The sequence below is a fragment of the Priestia sp. P5 genome, assembly GCF_029522155.1.
GTDB classification, from domain to species: Bacteria; Bacillota; Bacilli; order Bacillales; family Bacillaceae_H; genus Priestia; species Priestia megaterium_E.
On the sequence record NZ_JAKWFJ010000002.1, the window covers coordinates 438591 to 461436 of the forward strand.

General features: G+C 39.6%; 21 protein-coding genes. 16 read left to right on the forward strand and 5 right to left on the reverse strand.

Annotated elements, in window-relative coordinates; genetic code table 11:
* Nucleotides 1-91: 91 nt before the first annotated feature.
* The 7 genes from MMB69_RS19075 (at nt 92) to MMB69_RS19105 (ending at nt 6647) form a co-directional block, all read left to right on the forward strand.
* Nucleotides 92-292 (forward strand): DUF3311 domain-containing protein, encoded by a 201-nt coding sequence (locus MMB69_RS19075; RefSeq protein ID WP_013055761.1) that lies wholly within the window; start codon nt 92-94, stop codon nt 290-292.
* Nucleotides 289-1752, forward strand: a complete 1464-nt coding sequence (locus MMB69_RS19080) for a sodium:solute symporter family protein (protein WP_116741419.1) — start codon at nt 289-291, stop codon at nt 1750-1752. Before MMB69_RS19075 ends, MMB69_RS19080 begins: the two co-directional genes overlap by 4 nt.
* A gap of 85 nt (nt 1753-1837) precedes the next feature.
* On the forward strand, nt 1838-2017 hold the full coding sequence (locus MMB69_RS19085; RefSeq protein ID WP_277448224.1) for a hypothetical protein: 180 nt from the start codon (nt 1838-1840) through the stop codon (nt 2015-2017).
* 596 nt (nt 2018-2613) lie between these two features.
* On the forward strand, nt 2614-3921 hold the full coding sequence (locus MMB69_RS19090) for a sensor histidine kinase (protein WP_277448225.1): 1308 nt from the start codon (nt 2614-2616) through the stop codon (nt 3919-3921).
* Between the two features lies 1 nt (nt 3922).
* Nucleotides 3923-4846, forward strand: coding sequence for a response regulator (locus MMB69_RS19095; RefSeq protein WP_277448226.1), 924 nt, complete (start codon nt 3923-3925; stop codon nt 4844-4846).
* A 216-nt stretch (nt 4847-5062) separates the two neighbouring features.
* Nucleotides 5063-6334 carry a cation:dicarboxylate symporter family transporter gene (locus MMB69_RS19100; protein WP_028407730.1) on the forward strand — a complete coding sequence of 424 codons (1272 nt, stop codon included), beginning with the start codon at nt 5063-5065 and terminating at the stop codon, nt 6332-6334.
* 133 nt (nt 6335-6467) lie between these two features.
* Complete coding sequence (locus tag MMB69_RS19105) at nt 6468-6647, forward strand: YfhD family protein (protein ID WP_013055768.1); 180 nt, start codon at nt 6468-6470, stop codon at nt 6645-6647.
* Here the strand turns inward: MMB69_RS19105 and MMB69_RS27330 are convergent.
* Nucleotides 6593-6859 carry a hypothetical protein gene (locus MMB69_RS27330; protein ID WP_080564780.1) on the reverse strand — a complete coding sequence of 89 codons (267 nt, stop codon included), beginning with the start codon at nt 6857-6859 and terminating at the stop codon, nt 6593-6595. The two genes, MMB69_RS19105 and MMB69_RS27330, sit on opposite strands and share 55 nt — an antisense overlap.
* 287 nt (nt 6860-7146) lie before the next feature.
* On the opposite strand from MMB69_RS27330, the gene MMB69_RS19115 reads away from it, so the two are divergent.
* The 7 genes from MMB69_RS19115 to MMB69_RS19145 all read left to right on the forward strand — a co-directional run bounded on the left by MMB69_RS19115 (nt 7147) and on the right by MMB69_RS19145 (nt 14776).
* Nucleotides 7147-7611: a C40 family peptidase gene (locus tag MMB69_RS19115; RefSeq protein ID WP_277448227.1), complete on the forward strand. Its 465-nt coding sequence runs from the start codon at nt 7147-7149 to the stop codon at nt 7609-7611.
* Between the two features lie 197 nt (nt 7612-7808).
* Complete coding sequence (locus tag MMB69_RS19120; protein WP_277448228.1) at nt 7809-8684, forward strand: N-acetylmuramoyl-L-alanine amidase family protein; 876 nt, start codon at nt 7809-7811, stop codon at nt 8682-8684.
* Nucleotides 8685-8901: 217 nt separating this feature from the next.
* Nucleotides 8902-12714 (forward strand): Ig-like domain-containing protein, encoded by a 3813-nt coding sequence (locus MMB69_RS19125; RefSeq protein ID WP_277448229.1) that lies wholly within the window; start codon nt 8902-8904, stop codon nt 12712-12714.
* A 132-nt stretch (nt 12715-12846) separates the two neighbouring features.
* Nucleotides 12847-13038, forward strand: a complete 192-nt coding sequence (locus tag MMB69_RS19130; protein WP_269870555.1) for a hypothetical protein — start codon at nt 12847-12849, stop codon at nt 13036-13038.
* A gap of 130 nt (nt 13039-13168) precedes the next feature.
* The gene (locus tag MMB69_RS19135) at nt 13169-14011 is read left to right on the forward strand and encodes an aldo/keto reductase (protein ID WP_277448230.1); all 843 of its coding nucleotides are present in this window, start codon (nt 13169-13171) and stop codon (nt 14009-14011) included.
* Nucleotides 14012-14355: 344 nt separating this feature from the next.
* Nucleotides 14356-14523, forward strand: coding sequence for a Fur-regulated basic protein FbpA (locus tag MMB69_RS19140; RefSeq protein ID WP_075421395.1), 168 nt, complete (start codon nt 14356-14358; stop codon nt 14521-14523).
* A 49-nt stretch (nt 14524-14572) separates the two neighbouring features.
* Complete coding sequence (locus MMB69_RS19145; RefSeq protein ID WP_016766443.1) at nt 14573-14776, forward strand: IDEAL domain-containing protein; 204 nt, start codon at nt 14573-14575, stop codon at nt 14774-14776.
* 528 nt (nt 14777-15304) lie between these two features.
* Here MMB69_RS19145 and MMB69_RS19150 read toward each other — a convergent pair.
* The 4 genes from MMB69_RS19150 to MMB69_RS19165 all read right to left on the reverse strand — a co-directional run bounded on the left by MMB69_RS19150 (nt 15305) and on the right by MMB69_RS19165 (nt 19857).
* Complete coding sequence (locus tag MMB69_RS19150) at nt 15305-16660, reverse strand: arsenic transporter (protein ID WP_221782110.1); 1356 nt, start codon at nt 16658-16660, stop codon at nt 15305-15307.
* Between the two features lie 430 nt (nt 16661-17090).
* Complete coding sequence (gene menC / locus MMB69_RS19155; RefSeq protein WP_277448231.1) at nt 17091-18200, reverse strand: o-succinylbenzoate synthase; 1110 nt, start codon at nt 18198-18200, stop codon at nt 17091-17093.
* Nucleotides 18197-19024 carry a GNAT family N-acetyltransferase gene (locus MMB69_RS19160; RefSeq protein ID WP_269870557.1) on the reverse strand — a complete coding sequence of 276 codons (828 nt, stop codon included), beginning with the start codon at nt 19022-19024 and terminating at the stop codon, nt 18197-18199. Before MMB69_RS19160 ends, menC begins: the two co-directional genes overlap by 4 nt.
* A 26-nt stretch (nt 19025-19050) precedes the next feature.
* Nucleotides 19051-19857 (reverse strand): MurR/RpiR family transcriptional regulator, encoded by an 807-nt coding sequence (locus MMB69_RS19165; protein WP_221782113.1) that lies wholly within the window; start codon nt 19855-19857, stop codon nt 19051-19053.
* A 190-nt stretch (nt 19858-20047) separates the two neighbouring features.
* Between MMB69_RS19165 and MMB69_RS19170 the strand changes: the two genes are divergently transcribed.
* Nucleotides 20048-21418: a sigma-54 interaction domain-containing protein gene (locus MMB69_RS19170; RefSeq protein ID WP_221778521.1), complete on the forward strand. Its 1371-nt coding sequence runs from the start codon at nt 20048-20050 to the stop codon at nt 21416-21418.
* A 73-nt stretch (nt 21419-21491) separates the two neighbouring features.
* A complete protein-coding gene (locus MMB69_RS19175; RefSeq protein ID WP_269870559.1) occupies nt 21492-22808 on the forward strand; it encodes an aspartate aminotransferase family protein in 1317 nt (438 codons plus the stop codon).
* Nucleotides 22809-22846: the final 38 nt, after the last annotated feature.

Consider the following 22846-nt stretch of genomic DNA (forward strand, 5'->3'; position numbering starts at 1 on the left):
TTCAGTTTAAATGCAAGCATTCCTTCATTGAATACACAGAATATGTGGTAATATAAAGAAGTTAGTTTTAGAAAGTCGGAGGAGTTTAGTCATGAAATTTATCTATATTTTGTCTGTCCTTCCGTTCGTAGGCATATTAGGTTTTCTCCCTTTTGTTAATCGAGTGACTCCGTTTGTTCTCGGTATGCCGTTCAATATGTTTTGGATGGTGATATGGGTGGTGCTTACGTCCATTATTTTAGGGGTTATGTACAAGCTTGATCCCAGAAATCGGGAAGGGGAAGAAGAATGAATAGTGCACTTATTATTATTTTACTATTTTTAGTGGCCGCTATTTTTCTTGGCATACGATCAACCAAAGGCAAGGATATGAACTTGGAGCAGTGGACGGTAGGCGGCCGCGGTTTCGGGGCTATTTTAGTGTTTGTGCTGATGGCCGGAGAAATCTATACAACGTTTTCGTTTCTAGGCGGAAGCGGATGGGCTTATGGAAAAGGAGCTCCTGCACTTTATGTCTTGATTTATATTAGCTTATCATATGTCTTATCATACTGGCTTCTTCCTGTTATTTGGAAGTATGCAAGAGATCATAAGCTCGTCTCGCAGCCTGATTTTTTTGTAAGCAAATATAAAAGCCCTTACCTTGGTGTGCTTGTAGCTGCTGTAGGAGTGATTGCCGTCATTCCTGTTATTGTTGTGCAGTTAAAAGGATTGGGTATTATTGTATCACAAGCATCATACGGAGCCATTTCAATGCCGGCAGCCATTTGGATGGGAGCTATCAGTTTAACGCTGTATGTTATGATATCCGGTATCCACGGTTCTGCATGGACGGCCGTTATTAAAGATATTATGATGCTTGCTGTGATTGGATTTTTAGGCATTTATTTACCTTTTCATTATTACGGAGGATACGGTCCGATGTTTGAAGCTGTGAATACAGCGAAGCCCGGGTTTTTAAAGTTTCCTGAGCAAGGATTAAGCGTTTCGTGGTTTATTTCGACCGTTATTTTACTAGTACTTGGGTTTTATATGTGGCCGCAGGTGTTTAGTTCAAGCTATACAGCAAAAAATGCAAAGGTATTTCGTAAAAATGCAATCATTAGTCCTCTTTATACGCTGATGCTGCTCTTTGTATTTTTTGTTGGATTTGCAGCTATTTTAAAAGTTCCTGGTTTAAGCGGGGGAGACGTGGATCTTGCGCTATTACGGATCTCAATCCAAACCTTTGATCCTTGGTTTATTGGAATTATAGGAGGAGCGGGTTTGCTGACAGCGCTTGTGCCGGGGTCGATGCTGTTAATGAGTGCGTCAACGCTGCTGGCGAAAAACATTTACAAACCGTTTGCTCCTCAAGCAAGCGAAGCGCGTATTGCTCTTTTAGCGAAAAGCTTTGTACCGGTCGTGGCCCTTATTTCCGTTTACTTTACGCTAAACGGAGGAACGACGCTTTCAACGATTATTTTAATGGGCTATAGTCTAATGACACAGCTGTTTCCATCTCTGCTTTTCAGTTTGAAGAAAAATAACTTTGTAACGAAACAAGGAGCAGCGTGGGGAATTGTTGCTGGAATTATTGTAGTGGCCTATATTACAATCAGCGGATCTACGATTGGTACGTTATTTCCGTCACTGCCTCAGCAAATGAAGGATATCAACGTCGGATTTATTGCGCTGCTTGTCAACTTTATCGTAATGTGGGGAGTCAGTATGCTCACAAAGCAAAACGAGGCCGGGACAAAAGTATGTTAGACGAAGTGAAAAACGAACCATTGATCAACACGTTTGATTAGTGGTTCGTTTTTTTGTCAGGGTCAACGTTAGACCCTTCTAGCAGTTGATTGGAGGGCAAGACGAAGACTCCTGCGGGAAAAGCGGAACAGGTGAGACCCCACAGGAGCGCAAGCAACGAGGAGGCTCAGCGGCCGCCCGCGGAAAGCGAAGTCTTGCACGGAAATCAACTGCGGTGTCACAAGCAGTTCAGCTCATGTCTCCCGTTTGTTCGTTTTTATATTAGATTCATCTCATTATGTCTCAGCCTCGTTTTTTCTAGTCAAAAAGCAAAGAGCCAAAGGAATAGGACCATCCTTTGGCTCTTTACGTGGCTTTTAACCGATAAATTGTAAAATTTCCTACATCAACTGATTTACGCTAAAGCGGGAACTCGGTCGTTATAGTAAATAACTTCCGATAGGATCTTACACCCTTTAATCTCCTGAAATGTTTTTTTCGCCTCTACCTCTGATTCAAATTCAAACATAGTCGGACTTTGGTTTTTCGAGTAAACGGTAATGATCCACATTGTAAAATAAGCTCCCCCTATAAAATAATAGTTTTCCTTTTTAGTGTAGCTATCAGGTGATGTAATAATAATTGAATAGTTGTGATACAGCCTCACATTTTAAAAGGTACTTCTACTATACAACAAAAATTACAAAATAAAACAAGAAAATCTAAAAAACTACAGAGAATAATGAAAGAGAATAAATAACTGTTTATATATGGGCTATATTTATAAATGGAAGTAGGAATGTAAAAAAATATAGGGAAGAGCGATTGTCTTTTAGATTGCTAAACTATATACTTATGTTCAAAAAGTGCAGGACGTGAACAATGAAAGTTGATACGGTAGTAAAAAAAGATGTTTTACTCATTCTGGTGATGATAGTCGTTGTGCCGCTAGCAGGAGAGCTTAAATATTATCCTTTTCATGATACGTATAGAGTCAGCTTTGCTGTGCCCATTTTTTTCTTTTCACTGCTGCTTTTAAGAAAGGTATCTCCTGTAATACCAGGTATTTTAGTTGCTAGTGCTATAGTGGGTTTTCGGATGTGGCTTGATTGGTATAACTACGAATCATTTGATTTTCTGCATTCTTTGCAGATCCGGTGTTCAGCAGGGATTTATTATCTTGTTTATGCGATTGCTTTTTCTTGGTTTAAGATTAACGATTTTCATTCAAAGCCGTGGATTATTGGCATATGGAGCATCATCATCGAAACGGTTTCAGGCGGCATGGAATTGTTTTTTATGTATGTGATGGTTCATCATCACATTGTGTTTCCAGAATTCATGCAGATTTTTATTGTAGGCGTCTTTCGAAGTTTCTTTGTTTTATGCCTGTTTAGCATGATCAAACTTTACGAAGGGCAGCTGAGAGAACGGCAAATCTCTCAAAAAAATGACCAGCTGCTTGTTGTGCTTTCAAATTTATATGAGGAATCTATTCATTTAAAAAAAACGCTGCAAGACGCTGAGAGAATTACGAAAAAGTCGTATGATTTATATGAAGAACTACACGAAGCAGATATCCATCAGCTTACTTCGCTGCACGAATTTAGCCAAAAAGCATTACAAATTGCAGGAGAAGTACACGATATTAAAAAAGACAATCAGCGGATATCAGCAGGACTGTCCAAGGTCATTACAAAAGAAGAATTTTCTGAGTATATGGAAATCGAAAGTCTGCTTCAAATCGTCATGCGCAGCAACGAAAAATATGCGGCGATGTTAGCAAAAGATATTCATTTTTCATATTCGATTTTAGGAGAGCATTTTCGCTATCACGTGTACTTGTTTTTATCATTAATTAATAATCTAGTAACGAATGCGGTCGAAGCGATTGAAAAAGAAGGCGCGATTGTGATCGACGTCTGTCGAGAAGAAGACCGCATTCTATTGTATGTAAGAGACAGCGGTCCCGGAGTGAAAAAAAGGCATGAGCGCCTCATTTTTAAAGCAGGATTTACATCCAAATATGCAAAGGACGGAACGCCTTCTACGGGCCTTGGGCTTGTCTACGTTAAGCAAATGACCGAGCAGCTGGGGGGGAACATTCAATTTGTTAATCTGTCTCCAAGCCCCGGTGTTCAATTTGCTATAGATTTACCTATTTCTACGTTAATGGGGGATAAGGACTAATATGCGATTTTATATCATAGATGATGACGAAGTCTTTCGTTCAATGTTAGCCGAAATTATTGAAGATAATGATCTAGGGGAGGTTATAGGAGAAGGAGAAGACGGGATCGTGTTAAATGATCAAGTTTCTTTATTGCAGCAGATCGATATTTTATTTATTGATTTATTAATGCCGATTCAAGACGGAATCGAAACCGTGCGCAAAATAAAGGATAGTTTTAAAGGGAAAATTATTATGATGTCACAGGTAGAAACAAAAGATTTGATTGGAAAAGCCTACTCGCTTGGCATTGAATACTATATCACGAAGCCGCTTAATCGTATGGAAGTGCTCATGGTCATTCAAAAAGTAATTGAACGAATTCATGTTCAACAATCAATGGAGAAAATTCAAGAATCATTAAATACCGTACTTAATGTGGGAAATCAGCACAAAACGCCTTCTTTTGGTAAAAAAGAAAGCGATCCGGCAGAAGCGTGCAGGTTTCTTTTAAGAGAACTTGGGATTTTAGGAGAAAGCGGAAGTAAAGATTTGATTGAAATCATCAATTACTTGCATCAAACGGAAAAAAGCACGATGTATGAACAGCATTTTCCTTCTCTCAAAGAAATTTTTGAGAAAATTACCGTGAGAAAGCTTGATTCATCTTTTTCAGAAGACGTGCTGCAAAAAGAAATGAAAGCAGCCGAGCAGCGAGTAAGAAGAGCTATTTATCAGTCTTTAAATCATTTGACCTCTCTTGGTATGGTTGACTTCTTTAATCCTAAATTTGAAAATTACGCTTCTAAGTTTTTCGATTTTTCAATGGTGCATCAGCGCATGAGAGATATAGAAAAAGGGACGGGAAAAAGCAGCCCTCCGAGTCGTATAAACGTAAAAAAATTTATTCAAATGCTCTATTATGAAGTCAAACAAACGCTGTAGTAAAAAAACTACAGCGTTTTCATTTTGTAATTTTCTAAAAACTTTTTGTTAGTTTCAGTAGGTTTTTGTTAGATTTTGTGATGCCTGTGATAATGTAATCTTATGAATAAAAGAACTACTTAATAAACAGTTCTTAATTGAATTGTATCTGTTGAATACATTAAGTGCAAATAAACAGCTTCGAGCTGTTAGAAAAAAGAAGGAAGGTGCAAAGATATGTTCAAAAAGCTTGGATTAGCAGGACAAATTCTAATTGGTTTGATTGCAGGTATTATTGTAGGGGCTATTTTTTACGGAAATCCTAAAGCAGTTGAAGTGCTGCAGCCAATTGGAGACGTATTCATTCATTTAATTAAAATGATCGTGGTGCCGATTGTTATATCTAGTATCATTGTGGGCGTTGCGGGTGTTGGTGATATTAAGAAGCTTGGTAAATTAGGCGGAAAAACAATTCTTTACTTTGAAATCATTACAACGGTTGCCATTGTGGTAGGCTTATTAGCAGCTAACTTGCTTCACCCTGGTACTGGTGTGGACCGCAGCGGTCTTGAAAAGTCAGATATCAGCAGCTACACATCAACGGCAGAAGCTACAGAGCAAAAAGGATTTGTAGAAACATTTGTTCACATCGTTCCAACGAATGTATTTGAGTCAATTGCTGCAGGCGACATGCTGCCAATTATTTTCTTCTCGGTCCTATTTGGACTTGGAATTGCATCAATCGGTGAAAAAGGCAAGCCGGTTTTAAGATTCTTTGAAGGCACGGCAGAAGCGATGTTTTGGGTAACGAATTTAGTTATGAAGTTTGCACCGTTTGGCGTATTTGCATTAATCGGTGTAACCGTATCAAAATTTGGACTAGCGTCTCTGATTCCGCTTAGTAAGCTTGTAATTGTTGCTTACGGCACAATGATTTTCTTTGTATTAGTTGTACTAGGACTTGTAGCCAAATGGGCAGGCGTTAACATCTTCCACTTATTAAAAGTGCTAAAAGATGAATTGCTGCTAGCATTTTCAACTGCAAGTTCAGAAACAGTATTGCCGCGTATTATTGCTAAAATGGAAAAGTTTGGATGTCCTAAAGCGATTACATCTTTTGTTATTCCGACGGGATATTCGTTTAACTTAGATGGATCTACTCTTTATCAAGCGCTTGCTGCGATTTTTATCGCGCAAATGTACGGTATTGATATGAGCATCACACAGCAAATTTCACTGATATTAATTTTAATGGTTACATCCAAAGGAATTGCAGGAGTTCCGGGCGTATCGTTTGTTGTACTGCTTGCAACGCTTGGATCTGTAGGACTTCCGGTAGAAGGACTTGCTTTTATCGCTGGAATCGACCGTTTGTTAGATATGGGACGTACAGCGGTAAACGTAATTGGAAACTCACTTGGTGCAATCGTCATTTCGAAGTGGGAAGGTCAATTTAACGATAAAGACAAGGAAGCTTATATTAACGAAGTAACGAAAAAAGTATCGTAATTACAAACGTATTTTAGTTGAAGGAAGATCCGAACGAGTAATCGTTCGGATTTTTTCGTTTGAATTTGCTTTGAAAAGTTGGGAATAGTAACTAAAGATGAAAAACAAATGATTGATACAAGGAGGTCTCAACATGGGAAGAGCAAATAATCACAAATCATCACATAACAACAAAGGGTCACTGCCTCAAACACCAAAAGAGTTAAAAATTGCTCCGGATCAAGCAAATGAAGAATTTTCACGCGAGTTAGCGCAGCATCATGATGCTAAAGCGAAACAGGACTTAATTTTGAAACAACAAAAAGAAAAGTAAAAGAAAAAAAACTGAGACATAATGAAATGAATCCAGCCTAAAGACGAATAAATGAGATACATGACCTGGACTGCTTGTGACACCGCAGTTGATTTCCGTGCAAGGCTTCGCTTTCCGCGGGCGGGCGCTGAGCCTCCTCGTCGCTTGCGCTCCTGCGGGGTCTCACCTGCTCCGCTTTTCCCGCAGGAGTCTTCGCCTTGTCCTCCAATCAACTGCTAGAAGGAACGAAACAAATAATACTATGTTCACAACCACAAAAAAACGAACCACTAATCAGACATGCTGATTAGTGGTTCGTTTTTCCCTAAGTGAAAAATGCTTTTGTCCCACCCTCTTTTTTATAAACAACTAAAGATAAAAATTCCTAAGTAACCATTTTGTAACATTATTTAATCATAGCGTAATAGTTTTTGAGGCTTTTTTCATTATAATTAAACCGAACACATTGAAAAATAGGTTCATAGAAACGTAACGTTCGGTTACATAATGGAGGAAAAAAATGAAAAAAGCCATCATTGGGTCTATAACGGCAGCTGCAGTTTTATTTAGCGGAGCCAGTCCGTTTATTGCACCTGCTCAAACAGTGGAAGCAGCGTCATATTCATACAAAGACACGGCTATTGCTACTGGTAAAAAATTAATGGGTGTTCCTTATAAATGGGGAGGCACAACAACAAAAGGTTTTGACTGCTCAGGATTTATTCAATACATTTTCAAAAAAGCTGGGAAAACACTTCCGCGCACAACGGAACAAATGTATCGAGTGGGGACAAGCATTTCAAAAGCAAAGCTTCAAAAAGGAGATTTAGTTTTCTTTCAAACGTATAAAAAAGGTCCTTCACATGTAGGTGTGTACTTAGGAAATAATCAGTTTCTTCAAGCTTCTACGTCTAAAGGAGTGACGATTACATCTCTTAGCAACAGCTACTGGAAAGCACGTTATATTGGTGCAAAACGGATTTAACCATCCGTCATTTTTTTGAAAAACAACACTACGTTATGTAGTGTTGTTTTTGTTTGCGTATATATAACATATTGCCGATATTATTTTTTAACGCTTTATACAAAAAAAATCCATATTCTGTGAGATAATAACGTTAACACATTTTGCACTTTAACATAAGGAATATCCCACTCTATTCGAAAGTTTGGTGAGCGAAGATGAAGCGCTTAGTATGGAGTTATGGAATAGGTATTGTTGCAATAGTAGCAGTACTCTCATTTTTCTTTATGATGAAAGGTCAAACAGAGAAAGCCGTCGTTAGCGGAAATGTACCAAAAGCTCATGCGGAGGGAGAAAGAGTGAAGCAGCCCATCTCACAGTTCCAAGCAGTACAGCCTCATGAAGCAGGTAATGAAATGAAAAATGTAAAAAACAACATGCCTGAAAAAGCGGATCCTCCTCCATTTTTGGTCTACATTGACCCTGGTCATCAAGCTCATGCTAACCTAGAGAAAGAGCCAATCGGACCGGGAGCAGCAGAAACAAAAATAAAAGTTTCCGGAGGCACATCAGGTGTGGTGACCAAGAAGCCGGAATACAAGCTGACGTTGGAAGCCTCTATGATATTAAAACAGCTGCTCGAAGAAAAAGGCATCACCGTAAAGCTTACTCGTAGTTCTGATAATGTAGATATCAGCAACCGGGAACGAGCGGAGCTTGCGAACAATTCGAAAGCTGACTTACACGTGCGGATACATGCAGATGGTTCTGAAAATGCTTCTGTAAAAGGATTTTCTGTGCTTACTCCTGCAGAAGATAATTCCTATACAAGGTCTATTTATCAAAGCAGTCTGCAGGCATCTCAAGCTATTCTGACAGAGGTGAAAAAAGATCAGTTTGTCGAAGCAGACGGCATTCGCTATCGCAGTGATCTTTCAGGATTTAACTGGTCGACTGTACCCGTAACGCTAGTTGAACTGGGGTATATGACGAATCCAGAAGAAGATCGGAACCTGTCCGATCAAGCTTACCTTACAAAGCTGATGAATCATATTGCAGATGGTATAGCGGCATATGAAGAAATGACAAAATAAAAGGTGAAAAGACCTATAAAAGCGTGTGACTAAATCAATTGATTTATGTCACACGTTTTTTTTGTCATTCATATGATATAAAAAAGCGTTTTTTCGACAAAAAAATGGACGAGCAGAAAAGAAAACTAGGTAAAATGCTTTAATTTTTATAGAACTGTGTCGATATAACGAGTGATATTAAAATGCGTTAGACAGTACATGAAAATGGGGGAACAAGATGAGAAAGTTAACGGCATTAGCTTTAGTACTAAGCGTACTGCTGTTTCAATTCACGCCGCTTGCTAGCGTGAAAGCTGAAACGGTAGAACCAGTTGTGTCTGTAAAATTAGTAAACTATTTAGGAGATCAGCATGCAATTACAATTAAGCCGTCTTATTTATACACTATTAAAAACTCGGATTTGGTCTTAAAGGCAAATACAGAGTATACGGTAACGGCAACAACTCAAGGTGTCACTCTAAAACAAGGGACCACTGTCTTAGGTGATTTTACAAGCTTTGAAATTACACCGTCTCTTTATAAAAATCCCGTATCTATTAACGGCAGACAGTACTTAGGAGACGTTGCGTTTACAAATGAAAAAGGAACGTACGTCAGACCTGTTAATACGCTGCCGATTGAAGACTATTTAAAAGGCGTTGTGCCAAATGAAGTCTATACATCTTGGAATCTGCAAGCTTTAAAAACTCAGGCAGTAGCAGCGAGAACATACGCAATGAGCTATGCAGGAAAAGTAATCAATGACACGGTAAGCTATCAAGTATACGGTGGCTATACGTGGTACGACAGTACAAACAAAGCAGTAGATGAGACATTCGGACAAGTAGTAACGTACAACAACAAATTAATCAACGCCGTTTTCTCATCAAGCAACGGTGGAAGAACCGAATCAAACAGCAATGCCTGGGGAGGAACTCAGCTTTCTTATTTCCCGGTGAAAGAAGATCCATACGACAAGCAGACGCCGTGGACGTTAGCTATTCAAAAAACGCAAATTGATTTAACAGGAAAAGATTTAGCTAACTATAGCGCTTGGTGGAATACGGTTTCTGAAAAAGATAAAACCGTTACGGATAATTTGAAGTCATGGTTAGTAGCCAATAAGCATCCTGGTAAAACGATTAAAATTACCTCTATTCCAAAGGTGAGTTTTTATGCTCCTTCATCAGGAGGCCGTGTGACTAAAGGTGCGATTACAGTGGACTACCTTGTTAAAGGAGATGTAGACAGTTCGCAAAAACTAGTGGTTCATCATTTGGAATTAACAGATTTAACATCGACGAAGCTAAAATCGATGTTAAACAGTCGTGCGATGCTTAGCCTGCTTGTAACGGAAACAAATGAAACAAGCACATCAACAACTTTTAATGGCAAAGGAAATGGCCACGGTGTTGGAATGAGTCAATACGGTGCTCAAAAAATGGCAAGCGTAGGGAAAGACTATCGTGAAATTTTAGATTTTTATTATCCAACAACTACTCTTTTAAGTTTTTATACAACAAAATATCCGCGAAAAGAGCAGGAGCAAGAAGCACCAAAAGATACGGTTGCGCCTGATGCACCTTCAGTTAATGCACTAGGAGATAACGAAACATCGCTTACGGGTGTAACAGAACCAAATGCTTCTGTTATTGCAAAAGTGGAAAATGAAGTAATTGGAACGGGTCTTGCTGACGAAGCTGGAAAATTTGCAATTACGATTGCCAAGCAGCCAGCAGATACAAAAGTATCGGTAACGTCTAAAGATGCAGCTGAAAATGAAAGCACGGCCACAGTAGTGACCGTAACGGATCAAACGCCGCCTTCTGTTCCAATCGTAAATGAAGTAAGTGACCAAGATACGACCGTAACAGGCGTAACAGAAGCAAACGCCGCCGTGACGGTAAAAGCAGGCGATGCAACGTTCTCTGCAGTAGCGGATGGTAACGGTACATTTACTGTTTCAATTCCAGTACAAACAGGTGGAACAACAATAGCGGTAAGTGCAAAAGATAAAGCAGGAAACGAAAGTCAAGCTCCTTCTTTTGCGGTTAAATCTACGTTAAAAGCACCGCTTGCACCAAAAGTAAATGCAGTAAGTGATCAAGACACAATGCTTAAAGGAACGGCTGAAGCAAATGCGGCGGTCATCGTTAAAAACGGAAGTCTTCAACTTGCAGCAGGCAATGCAGATGGCAAAGGAAATTACAGCATCTCAATTGCGAAACAAAAAGCAGGAAGCACGCTATACGTAACGGCTCAAAATGCAGGTGGAACAAGTTCAGCCACTGCGGTAACCGTACAGGATAAAACGGCACCAGATGTGCCAAAAGTAAACGCAGTAAGTGATCAAGATACAAAAGTTACAGGTACAGCAGAAGCAAATGCGACGGTTACTGTAAAAGTGGGAACAACAACTGTAGGAACGGCTAAAGCAGGTGCAAATGGAACGTTTTCTGTTGCCATTTCTCTGCAAAAAGCGAATACAAAGCTAAGCGTACAAGCAAAAGATGCAGCAGGAAACAACAGCTCTGCATCCACTGTAATCGTTACAGCAAAGCAAAAAGCTCCGGTAAAACCGACAGTGAATGAAGTGAGTGATCGAAGTACAGCCGTTACGGGTACAGCAGAAGCAAATGCGACGGTCATCATTAAAAACGGAAGTCTTCAGCTTGCAGCAGGAAAAGCGGATGCCAAAGGAACATACAGCATCTCGATTGCAAAACAAAAAGCAGGAAGTAAGCTGTCTGTAACGGCTGGAAACGCAGCGGGCGTGAGTCCAGTTGTAACCGTAACCGTACAGGATAAAACAGCACCCGTTACACCAAAAGTGAACGGTGTGAGCAATCAAGATACAGTAATAACGGGAAGCACGGAAGCAGGAGCAGAAGTGCATGTGAAAATTGATAAAAAAGTAATCGGCAAAGGAACTGCAAAATCGGATGGAACGTTCAGCATCACCATTCCAAAGCAGCCTGCTGCTACAAAATTAGCTGTTATTGCAAAAGATGCAGCTAATAACTACAGCTCCAACACGTTTGTAACAGTTAGTGCCGCGCAGACAAAACCGGCGCTTCCAGCCGTTAATACGCTTACTGAAAAAAGTACAGCGGTAACGGGAACAGGAGAAAAAAATGCGTCTATTTATATTAAAGTAGGCGGAAAGATTATTGCGAGTGGAAAAATTGATGGAAACGGCAAGTTCAGCGTAAAAATTCCTGCTCAAAAAGCAGGAACAGAAGTGACGGCAGTCCTGCAAAATAAAGTAGGATACAGTCCATATAAAATTGTAAAAGTGCAAGACACCACCCCGCCGGCACCTCCGGCGGTTGATGCCGTTACGTCTTTGTCCACCTCTATTTCTGGAAAAACAGAAGCAAATGCCGTAATTACGATCAAAAGCGGTACAAAGCTGATCGCATCGGGCAAAGCAGATAGCAAAGGACAGTTTAAAGTAACGATTCCAAAACAAACACCAGGTGTAAAGCTGGCTGTGACGGCAAAAGATGCAGCCAATAACTACAGCTCCAACACGTTTGTAACAGTTAGTGCCGCGCAGACAAAACCGGCGCTTCCAGCTGTTAATACGCTTACTGAAAAAAGTACAGCAGTAACAGGAACAGGAGAAAAAAATGCGTCTATTTATATTAAAGTAAGCGGAAAGATTATTGCGAGTGGGAAAATTGATGGAAACGGCAAGTTCAGCGTGAAAATTCCTGCTCAAAAAGCAGGAACAGAAGTGACGGCAGTCCTGCAAAATAAAGTAGGATACAGTCCATATAAAATTGTAAAAGTGCAAGACACCACCCCGCCGGCACCTCCAGCAGTGAATGCCGTTACGTCTTTGTCCACCTCTATCTCTGGAAAAACAGAAGCGAATGCTGTGATTACGATTAAAAGTGGTACAAAAGTAATCGGATCAGGCAAAGCAGATAGCAAAGGACAGTTTAAAGTAACGATTCCAAAACAAACACCAGGTGTAAAGCTGGCTGTGACGGCAAAAGATGCCGCTGGAAATACAAGTTCAGCAACGAACGTAAGTGTTAAATAGAAAGAGGCTGGAACAAAAGTAGTTTAGTTAAAGTTAAACACGAACTATCTATCGAAAACTGATAGATAGTTCGTGTTTTTTTATGATTATGGTGAACGTAGGTTTCAGTAGGTAGGTGCTTCTAGCTGTTGATTGGATGGCAAGGCGAAGACCCCGCAGGAGCGTAAGCGACGAGGAGGCTCATCGGCCGCCCGCGGAAAGAGAAGCCTTGCACGGAAATCAACAGCGGCGGAAAAAGAAGTCCAGATTATTTATCCAGGTTGTTCGTCTTTAGGTTGGATTCATTTCTTTATGTCTCAATCTCTTTTAGCGGTTTTTAAGTAAAATAGCAGGTTACTTCTAAGTTACCTTAGAACTTTGAAGTGCCTAACTTACTTTAAAGTGGGTTCTATCTTTTTCTTTTTTTCTGTTTCATAATAACAAATGTAAAGAAATTAGCAGGGGGTTTTTTATAATGAGTAATCATTTGCAAGATACAGTAACACTTCACAACGGAGTCAAAATGCCTTGGCTTGGATTAGGTGTATTTAAAGTTGAAGAAGGGCCTGAATTAGTGAACGCCGTGAAAACAGCTATCGTCAAAGGCTATCGCAGCATTGATACGGCAGCTATTTATGGAAATGAAGAAGGTGTAGGAGAAGGAATTCGCCAAGGTCTGAAAGAAGCAGGTCTTTCACGCGAAGACATTTTTGTTACATCAAAAGTTTGGAACGCAGATTTAGGTTATGAAGAGACGCTGGCTGCTTACGAAACAAGCTTACAAAAGCTTGGCTTAGAATATTTAGATCTATACTTAATTCACTGGCCGGTAGAAGGTAAGTATAAAGCAGCGTGGAAAGCATTAGAAACGCTGTATAAAGAAGAAAAAGTAAGAGCTGTGGGCGTAAGTAATTTTCAAATTCATCATTTAGAAGATTTAATGAAAGATGGAGATGTTAAGCCTGTTATTAACCAAGTTGAATATCATCCTCGTTTGACGCAAAAAGAGCTGCATGCTTTTTGTCAAAAGCACGATATTCAGCTAGAAGCATGGTCTCCGCTTATGCAAGGAGAATTGCTAGATAACGATGTGTTAAAAGAAATTGCTGAAAAATACGGTAAATCAGTTGCTCAAATTATTCTGCGATGGGATCTGCAAAACGGAGTTGTAACGATTCCAAAATCCACAAAAGAACATCGTATTGTTGAAAATTCATCGCTATTTGATTTTGAATTGGATGCTGAAGACGTAAATAAAATTAATGAATTAAACCAAAATTACCGAGTAGGTCCAGATCCGGACAACTTTGATTTTTAATAGAAGAACGAAGAGGCTGGGAGAAAAGTATTTTAGCCCAAGTGAAAAACGAACCACTGATCAACTAGTTTGATGAGTGGTTCGTTTTTTTTTCTGGTGAATACAGCTTCATCTATTTCGTCCTTTCAATCAACTGCGGCGTCATAAACGGTTCAGCTCATGTATCTCATTTGTTCGTCTTTAGGTTGGATTCATTTAGTTATGTCCCGGCCTCTTTTTATGCATTATTACATAAATTTAACATTTTCTTCACAGTAAGCTAAAGGACGGGCCGTATGATAAAGAAAGGTCGTGAAAGATAGAGAAATCATTTCATTTTTAAGTGTAAAATAGGCGGTGTAACGATGACAAAACAAGCTTACTCTCACATACAATGTAAAAAAACATCAATGATTGATTTATTGCTGGATGCAGGGGTTTATAAAAAAGGAAACAAGCAGCTATATGAGCTTACGCTTCAAGAGCTAGAAACAGAATATGAAGCTATTTCACAACAGCGCATATCTCCATGAAATTTTGATACATTGCTAGAATTTGTTATAATAGAGGAAAGGATAGGAGTTGATTTATATCGAAAAGCACCCGACAGACTCGCAGCCCATCCGTATGGATATCCTCGATTCTATATTTGCTAAAATGGTATTAAATAAGGCTATCCGAGATTTTAGAAGAGATCAAATTTTACGTGAAGTCGATCAAACATTAGAAGAAAGAAACAAAGAGAAATTTTTTCAATTAATTGAAGAATTAAAATCAATTTCGTAAAGGGCGTTCGCGCGCTAGAATTTGATTTTATCATTTTAGCATATAAAAACAGGTAAGAAGCGGCATGCTTAGTTACCTGTTTTTTTGTTGTCTTATTGTAAACGAAGGCCTCACATAAGAAATGAACCTTATTACTGAACAGACAAAAAGAGCAAGTCTAATGTACTCACTCTTTTCAGAAAGGTATGGGTGTTACTGAGAAAATGAATGTCACTCTCTAAATGTTGCGTGTGGGGTTTAGAAAGTTCTATGCAACTGCATATTTTCTAATTCATTCGCTCTATGTATTGTTAAAGTAACAATATAACCATATCTTATCACATGAACGAAATTCGATTCAATATATTTATTGATTTTCTTTTTAAATTGTTCTAAATAATTAGTGAATGTAAAAAAATGTTTTTATTGGGTGAATGTGTATCTATAAAAAAACAATAGAAAAATCTAGTGGGTTTTTATGAAAGACATTTGTTTATTTCTGACGGACTGTAAGCTTCAAAAGAGTACAATCCGTCCTGTAAATCAGTATTAAGAAAAAATGAGCTGAACCCAGTAGAATAGGAGGAAAAGCGTAACGATGGTGGTAAGCGGGATAACGATAAGTGATACTTTTAAATAATCTTTCCATTTTACCTTGATATGATTTTCTTTTAAAATATGCATCCAAATAAGAGAAGCCAGTGTTCCAATCGGCAATAAAAGCGAGCCCATATCACTTCCAATAATATTAGCAAGGTAAATAGTTTTAAGAGTAATAGGATCGAGCCCCATTTCAGTCAAGGTAATGGTTCCGACCATTAAAGCAGGGTGATTGTTAAACAAGTTAGAGAGAATGGAAACAAGTCCTCCCATGATAAAGCTTGCTTCAAAAAGCCCTCGATTCACAATTGGTTCGCAAATTTTTACAAGTAGATCTGTCAATCCTACGTTATGCAATCCGTAAATAATAACGTACATCGAAAATGCAAAAACGAAAATGTGCCACGGCGTTTTCTTTAAAATATCAATCGGGTTTGTACGTAAGTGATACCATCTCCAAATAAGTAGGATCAGTGAGCCCAGTACAGCAACCAATTCGATTGGTATGCCGAAATAAGAGGCGACAAATAGGAGACAGCGCATAACAAACACAAATAATAAAACTTTCAGCATAAATTGTGTGCGTTTACGTTTTGTTTCAACAGAAATGCTTCCTTTTAAGGGGTGAAATTGTTTCGTAAAGAAACTCTCTTCTATATCTTTTGAAGCATGCGGCAGTTTTTTTGGCAAATGGCGTTTTACGACCGTATACATGAGCCAAGACATAAATAATAAACCAAGTGTCGCCGGTACAAACATCATCGCCGTGTGCATATAAAGCGACATATGAACAATTTTTAAGGCAATCAAATTGACAATATTACTTACACCTATAGGCGCGCTGGAAGCGGTAGCAATAAGCGCTCCACTTAAAAGGTAGGGGATCTGCTGATGGGGTTTTAGCTGAAGGTTTTTCAAAAGTAGAATTAAAATTGGAGTGGTAATTAAAATACTGCCGTCATTATTAAATAGTAAAGTCATTAAAAAGCAAAGCAGTTGAATGTACCAATATAGCCGGTACCCTGAGCCTTTGGATAAACTCACTAGTCGTGCAGCTGCCCAGTGGAAGAATCCAAAACTTTCTAATATGACGGCCATGACAATGGTGGCAATAATGGTGATAGAAGCGCCACTTATTTTCCCGAGAATATCAACGATGTCTGATTTGGATACAATGCCTGTAAGTAGGATAATGGCTGCTCCTATGGATGCCGGCCATGCTTCGTTGATGCCGTTTGGCCTCCAAAAAATGACGAGCATTGTCATTGTAAACACGAAAATGGCAATTCCAATTTCAATATTCATCAGTATGCTCCTTTCTTCTAAAATTTGTAATGAATATACCCTTGCATGTCCCTTACACTCTATTTATATTCATTTATTTCTAGAAGGATTGTGCATAAGACCATTTTTGCTAATATGTTTGTTTATCTTGTCAAGGCACGTGTCATATCGAGAGAGGAGCCTATGAAAAAAGGCTGGGACATAACTAAACCCATCCAATCTAAAGAGAACTCAATTGGATAAAGGAACTAGTAGGCATTGCTTTTTAAAACGCTGTTGATTTCCAGGCCAGACTTTGCTTTCCGCTTGTCCCGCATGAGTCTCCGTCTTGCACATATAAAAGCCACTATATACATGAAACCTACGCTCACCATATCAATAAAAAAATCCGAACCATTCATCGTTCGGATCTTCCTTCAACTAACATACTTTTGTTCCAGCCTGTTTAAGATTAGCAAGTATAGACTTTTTCGTGTAAAGTTAGCGCTTTTATCTGATCGTGATCAGGTTCATAGCCGATGCCTGGTGTATCAGGAACGGAAATAATCCCGTTGTCGACCGTGATTTCCGGATGAACGATATCACGCGGCCAGTATTTAGATGATGCGGCCGTATCTCCGGGAAGCGTAAAATTGGCAAGTGTGGTAATGGCAATATTATGTGCTCGTCCGATACCGGATTCCAGCATACCGCCGCACCATACTGGCACACCGTGAGTTTGACAAAGGTCATGAATTTTTTTGGCTTCTGATAGTCCGCCTACTCGTCCAATTTTAATGTTAACAATTTGTGTGCTTCCAAGTTTAATAGCTTTTCGAACGTCTTCAGCTGAATGAATGCTTTCATCTAAGCAAATGGGCGTGCGCATGCTGATCTGCAGTTCAGCGTGATCAATTAAATCATCATGAGCCAACGGCTGTTCAATCATCATTAAATCAAACTCATCAAGCTGAGCAAGGTGATCAGCATCTGCAAGCGTATAAGCAGAGTTCGCATCAACCATCAGGGGAATAGAAGGGAACTCGTTTCGAACTGCGCGCGTCAAGTTAAGATCCCAGCCCGGCTTAATTTTAATTTTGATCCGCTTATATCCTTCATTCAAGCCGGCTTCAATTTTGCGAAGCGTTTCGTCAATCGTAGGCTGAATGCCAACGCTAAGACCAACTTCAATTTGACTTTTACTGCCTCCTAACGCTTTAGATAGAGAGAGGTTTTTCCTGCGCGCATACAAATCCCAAACTGCGCCTTCTAACGCCGATTTTGCCATGTAATTGCCTCGAATATGAGCAAAGCGTTGAGATACTTCATCAGGATGCTGAATTTCTTTCTGGTGAAGCAAAGGAATTAAAAAATCCTCCATAATGTGCCAGTTTGTTTTGAGCGTTTCTTCTTTATAAAAAGGATCGGCGCACGCTACGGATTCAGCCCAGCCGGATCGTCCGTCTTCGTCTTGAATTTCTACTAAAATAAAGTCTCGATCCACTTCTTTGCCAAGACTTGTGGTAAACGGATGAAGTAAATCCATTTTTAAATGCCGTAAAATGACGTGTTTGATCTTCATTTTTGCACCTCTTTTTTCGTTAAAATGTAAAAATGAACGGGTGCGCTGCTCTCTGGATGCTTCATGAAGCCTGTTACTTCCAATCCCTTTGCAAAACACGTTTGAAATACGTATCTTGTACGCATACGCCAGTCCAATGCAAGAGAAGGAGAGACTTCTTTCATTTGCTGAAAAGCAGACGGAATAGCTACAGACACGACGTCACGATCCAACCACTTTTCATCAATACCTGTAACAGAAGGAAATCCTTCATCCGTTAACGTCCATTGAGTGAGCGATGCGTCCATTATTTGATCTGGCGTATAGAGAGGCTGAGCTCGTTTTGTATCCTCTAAAGATGCCCATTCTACAACGAATCGATCAGAAGGCAAGTCGGCATTTAACGGATCATTCATGTCTCCGTAGCAGTTTTCAATATATGTAGAACAAACGGCTCCAAGCTTTCCAATATTTAAATACCCGTTGGCGCTTTCTAACGGATCGTACGTCCAGCTGATATATGAATAACCCTTTTTTTTACTTTCCTGTCGCTGTGCATGCTTAAGTTTGGCACCAATGCCCATGCTGCGATAGGCAGGGTCAACTGCTAATATATGAGAACATAAATAGACACATGTTCCGTCAAACCCGGGAAAGCTATATTGAAAGCCAATCAGCTTTTCATCTAGAAATGCACCGAGAACAAGACCTCCGTTTTTAACAGCGGTCAAAGTTTGGTGAACAGGTGTTGCTTCTTCTTCTCCCCAGACGCGGCTTTCTAATGCGCGTACTTCTTCTAGTTCATTGGTTGTTGTAAGTGAACGAATCGTTAAGGCTTCAGTCATTTGTTTACTTCCTTTCTTTTGATCATTTATTCTAAAAAGATGCCTTGCTCGGCATAGAGCTTTTCTAAGCTTTCCTGCCTTTTTCCAGCCGTTTTTTCATCTCTTTTTTGCATGCTGCTAATTACAACTTGTGATAGGGCAAGAAGCGATAAAATATGTTCAGTCGTACCTGCTAAAAGCGTGATATCAGCGATTTGACCTACCGGAGACAAACGGCGGTCTGTAATGGCAATTACTTTTGCTCCTTGTTTTTTAGCCTGCTGAGCTACTTCGAGCGCTTCTTTTGTATAGCGCGGCAGTGAAAATACAACAACAGCAGATTTACTAGTAAGATTGCATAGCGTTTCAAGCAAAAATCCTGTTGGAAAGGATAAAAGAACATGATTGCGAAGCTGATTCATTTTATAATACAGCCAGTAGGCCGCCGTATGAGATTCACGGAAACCCGCAATATACACTTGATCACTTTTGATAAGCGCATCTACAGCTTGAGATAATTCTTTTTCGTCAACAGGGGAAAGCCATTCACTAAAAGGTTTCTTTTCTTCCGCTGCAGAATCAGCTGCAGGCTTGCTAGCTGATTCTTTTGATTCGGCAGAAGAAAGCCATTCTTTTCGCATTAGCTCCTGCAAATCAGAAAAACCATTTAACCCCAGTGCGTAAGCTAGACGAATAACGGTTGTTTCACTGACACCTGCTTCTTTTCCAATTTGCCCAGCCGTGTACAGCGAGCCTTTTTCCGTAAAATTAACGAGAAACTCAGCTACTTTTTTTTGACCGCGAGAAAGGTCAGGGAATTTATGTTTAATTAATTCTTGAAATGATTGATTCATATACCCTCCTAATAAAAGAAGTTATAACTTCATAAAAATATATTAATGCATTTTTAACTTCATTTCAATTGCTGTTTCAAAATAAAAATAAGTCCTCGTGGTATAATAAATTGATTATTCAAAAATAAATGCCGTTATTCAAAAACGAATTGTATTTTATTCAAAAATGAATAGAAAGCGGGGAGCATACATGAATTCAGAATGGAATGAAAATCAGTGGATCCTTCATTCATTAAAAGATGATTTGCTTGTGACGGATGAAAAAGGTATCATTGTGCGAATACATGAAGGAACGGGAAACATTTACGATGTAAAAGCTGAAAAACTGCTCGGAAAGTCTGTGTATGAACTTGAAAAACAAGGGCTTTTTACACCAATCGTCACGCCAATTGTGCTTGAAACAAAGAAGAAAATTACGCTTGTACAAACAACTAAACAAGGCAAGCAAGTGCTCGTTACGGGCATTCCTGTCAAAGATGAAAAAGGAGAGATTAAAAGAATCGTCAGCTATTCTCATGATGTGACGGAGCTTATGGAAATGAAAACATATCTTGATGCGATGGAAGGCGAAATGCAGCGCGTAAAGAGCGAGCTTATGCTGCTAAGAAACCAAAATCTATCAACTGAAGGAATTGTATGCAACAGCGAAAAGATGCAGCACGTTCTTCGTACGGCCGTTCACGTTTCGAACGTGGACGTAAATATTTTGCTTTTAGGGCAGTCCGGAGTAGGAAAAACGCACTTAGCCAAGCTGATACATAACAAAAGTACAAGAAGCAAAGGGCCGTTTATTGAAGTGAACTGCGGGGCAATTCCAGATCATTTATTTGAGGCTGAACTGTTTGGATATGAAGCAGGGGCTTTTACCGGTGCATCGAAAAACGGAAAGGTGGGACTGGTCGAATTAGCAGATGGAGGTACGCTTTTTTTAGATGAAGTGGGAGAACTGTCACCGGCTCATCAAGTAAAAATCTTAAAGCTCATTCAAGAAAAACAGTTTTATTCCGTTGGAGGAAGAAAGCCTAAAACTGTGGACTTTCGCTTAATTGCAGCGACGAACAAAGATTTAGAAAAAGCCGTTGCTGAAAAAGAATTTCGAGAAGATTTATATTTTCGTTTAAGCGTTGTACCGATTACCATTCCATCTTTGAACGAGCGCCCTGAAGATATTTTTCCGCTGCTCACACATTTTGCCGAGCAGTTTGAAAAGAAATATAACCGAAAAAGAACGTTTGATAATGCGGTTATTCATGCACTGCTTGCGCATGAGTGGAAAGGAAACGTACGAGAGTTAATCAATGTGATTGAACACGCTGTGGTTGTGTCTTCACAAACGCTGATTACAATGGAGCATTTACCGCATTCTCTGCATAGAAAAAAACGGATTCAGCACGTTGAAGAACATGGGGAAATGAAGCTTAATGACGCGTTAAACGAGCTGGAAAAAGAGATATTAGTAAGAGCAAAAAAACAGTATAAAACAACAACAGAAATAGGTGAAGCACTTGGAATCAGTCAGCCTTCAGTTGTTAGAAAATTAAAAAAACATTCCGTTTTTTAACGTCTTTGGCACGCTCTTTGCATGTAAAACAAGTACAAACACATTACTTGATAGATTGCGAGGAGGAAGTCAGATGAAGCAGGCATCACTTACACAGTTAATGAACAGTCTACCCGATTTACTAGCACCAAGCATGGCCAAAGATCACCCTAATTTACCCGTGGTAAAAGCAGAGGGCTGCTACTACTACGGAGCTGATGGAAAAACGTATTTAGATTTTACATCGGGTATTGCAACAGCTAATACAGGTCATCGTCACCCTAAAGTTGTACAAGCGATTAAAGAAAGCGTTGATCATCTTATGCACGGCCCGTCAGGTGTGATTATGTACGAATCTATTTTACAGCTTGCTGAAGAATTAAAAATAGTATTGCCAAGAGGCCTGGACTGCTTTTTCTTTGCCAACAGCGGAACTGAAGCAATAGAAGGAGCGTTAAAGCTAGCAAAATACGTGACGCAAAGACCTTATACGGTTTCGTTTACGGGCTGCTTTCACGGCCGTTCTCTCGGAGCGCTTAGCGTGACGACATCAAAAAGCAAATACCGGAAATTTCTTCAGCCATCGGGCTTAACGTATCAAGTGCCTTATGCAGACGTGACTCAGTGTCCAAAAGGAAAAGATCCGGAAATCTACTGCGTGGAAAAGCTGGAAAAAGATTTTGACACTTTGTTTAAGCATCAAGTAACGCCGGAAGAAGTGGCGTGCATGATTGTAGAACCGGTTCTTGGAGAAGGCGGCTACGTAATCCCGCCGAAAGCGTGGCTGCAAAAAATAAGAGAAGTATGTGATAGACACGGCATTCTCCTTATTTTTGACGAAGTGCAAACCGGCTTTGGACGCACCGGCGAGTGGTTTGCAGCTCAAACGTTTGACGTGACGCCTGACATTATGGCAATCGCAAAAGGCATAGCATCAGGACTTCCGTTAAGTGCTACCGTAGCTTCCAAACAGCTCATGGAAAAGTGGCCGATTGGTACACACGGAACAACTTTTGGAGGCAATCCCATTGCTTGTTCAGCAGCACTTGCGACGCTAGAGGTATTAAAAGAAGAAAAGCTGATTGAAAATTCAAAAGCAATGGGGAAATATGCAGCGGATCAGCTTCAGCATTTAAAAGCGAAGCATGAAGTGATTGGAAGCATTCGTTCAGTGGGACTAATGATTGGAATTGAAATTATTAATCCGAAAACAAAGCAAGGTGACGGAAGTCTTCTTCTTGAGATTTTAGACAAATGTTTGGAAAAAGGAGTGCTGTTTTACCTTTGCGGAAATAGCGGAGAAGTGATTCGAATGATTCCTCCTTTAACGATTACAAAAGAAGAAATTGATGCCGGGCTTCGCGTGTTAGACGAAGCATTGACAGAAATCACAAGCCTTCACGTGATCTAAAGCTTTAAGAAGCTCTTTGTTTCAATAAAAGATAAATT

Coding starts and splice junctions, on each gene's coding strand:
- MMB69_RS19075 (WP_013055761.1), top strand. CDS start 92: ATGAAATTTATCTATATTTTGTCTGTCCTTCCGTTCGTAGGCATATTA.
- MMB69_RS19080 (WP_116741419.1), top strand. CDS start 289: ATGAATAGTGCACTTATTATTATTTTACTATTTTTAGTGGCCGCTATT.
- MMB69_RS19090 (WP_277448225.1), top strand. CDS start 2,614: ATGAAAGTTGATACGGTAGTAAAAAAAGATGTTTTACTCATTCTGGTG.
- MMB69_RS19095 (WP_277448226.1), top strand. CDS start 3,923: ATGCGATTTTATATCATAGATGATGACGAAGTCTTTCGTTCAATGTTA.
- MMB69_RS19100 (WP_028407730.1), top strand. CDS start 5,063: ATGTTCAAAAAGCTTGGATTAGCAGGACAAATTCTAATTGGTTTGATT.
- MMB69_RS19105 (WP_013055768.1), top strand. CDS start 6,468: ATGGGAAGAGCAAATAATCACAAATCATCACATAACAACAAAGGGTCA.
- MMB69_RS19115 (WP_277448227.1), top strand. CDS start 7,147: ATGAAAAAAGCCATCATTGGGTCTATAACGGCAGCTGCAGTTTTATTT.
- MMB69_RS19120 (WP_277448228.1), top strand. CDS start 7,809: ATGAAGCGCTTAGTATGGAGTTATGGAATAGGTATTGTTGCAATAGTA.
- MMB69_RS19125 (WP_277448229.1), top strand. CDS start 8,902: ATGAGAAAGTTAACGGCATTAGCTTTAGTACTAAGCGTACTGCTGTTT.
- MMB69_RS19135 (WP_277448230.1), top strand. CDS start 13,169: ATGAGTAATCATTTGCAAGATACAGTAACACTTCACAACGGAGTCAAA.
- MMB69_RS19140 (WP_075421395.1), top strand. CDS start 14,356: ATGACAAAACAAGCTTACTCTCACATACAATGTAAAAAAACATCAATG.
- MMB69_RS19150 (WP_221782110.1), bottom strand. CDS start 16,660: ATGAATATTGAAATTGGAATTGCCATTTTCGTGTTTACAATGACAATG.
- menC (WP_277448231.1), bottom strand. CDS start 18,200: ATGAAGATCAAACACGTCATTTTACGGCATTTAAAAATGGATTTACTT.
- MMB69_RS19160 (WP_269870557.1), bottom strand. CDS start 19,024: ATGACTGAAGCCTTAACGATTCGTTCACTTACAACAACCAATGAACTA.
- MMB69_RS19165 (WP_221782113.1), bottom strand. CDS start 19,857: ATGAATCAATCATTTCAAGAATTAATTAAACATAAATTCCCTGACCTT.
- MMB69_RS19170 (WP_221778521.1), top strand. CDS start 20,048: ATGAATTCAGAATGGAATGAAAATCAGTGGATCCTTCATTCATTAAAA.
- MMB69_RS19175 (WP_269870559.1), top strand. CDS start 21,492: ATGAAGCAGGCATCACTTACACAGTTAATGAACAGTCTACCCGATTTA.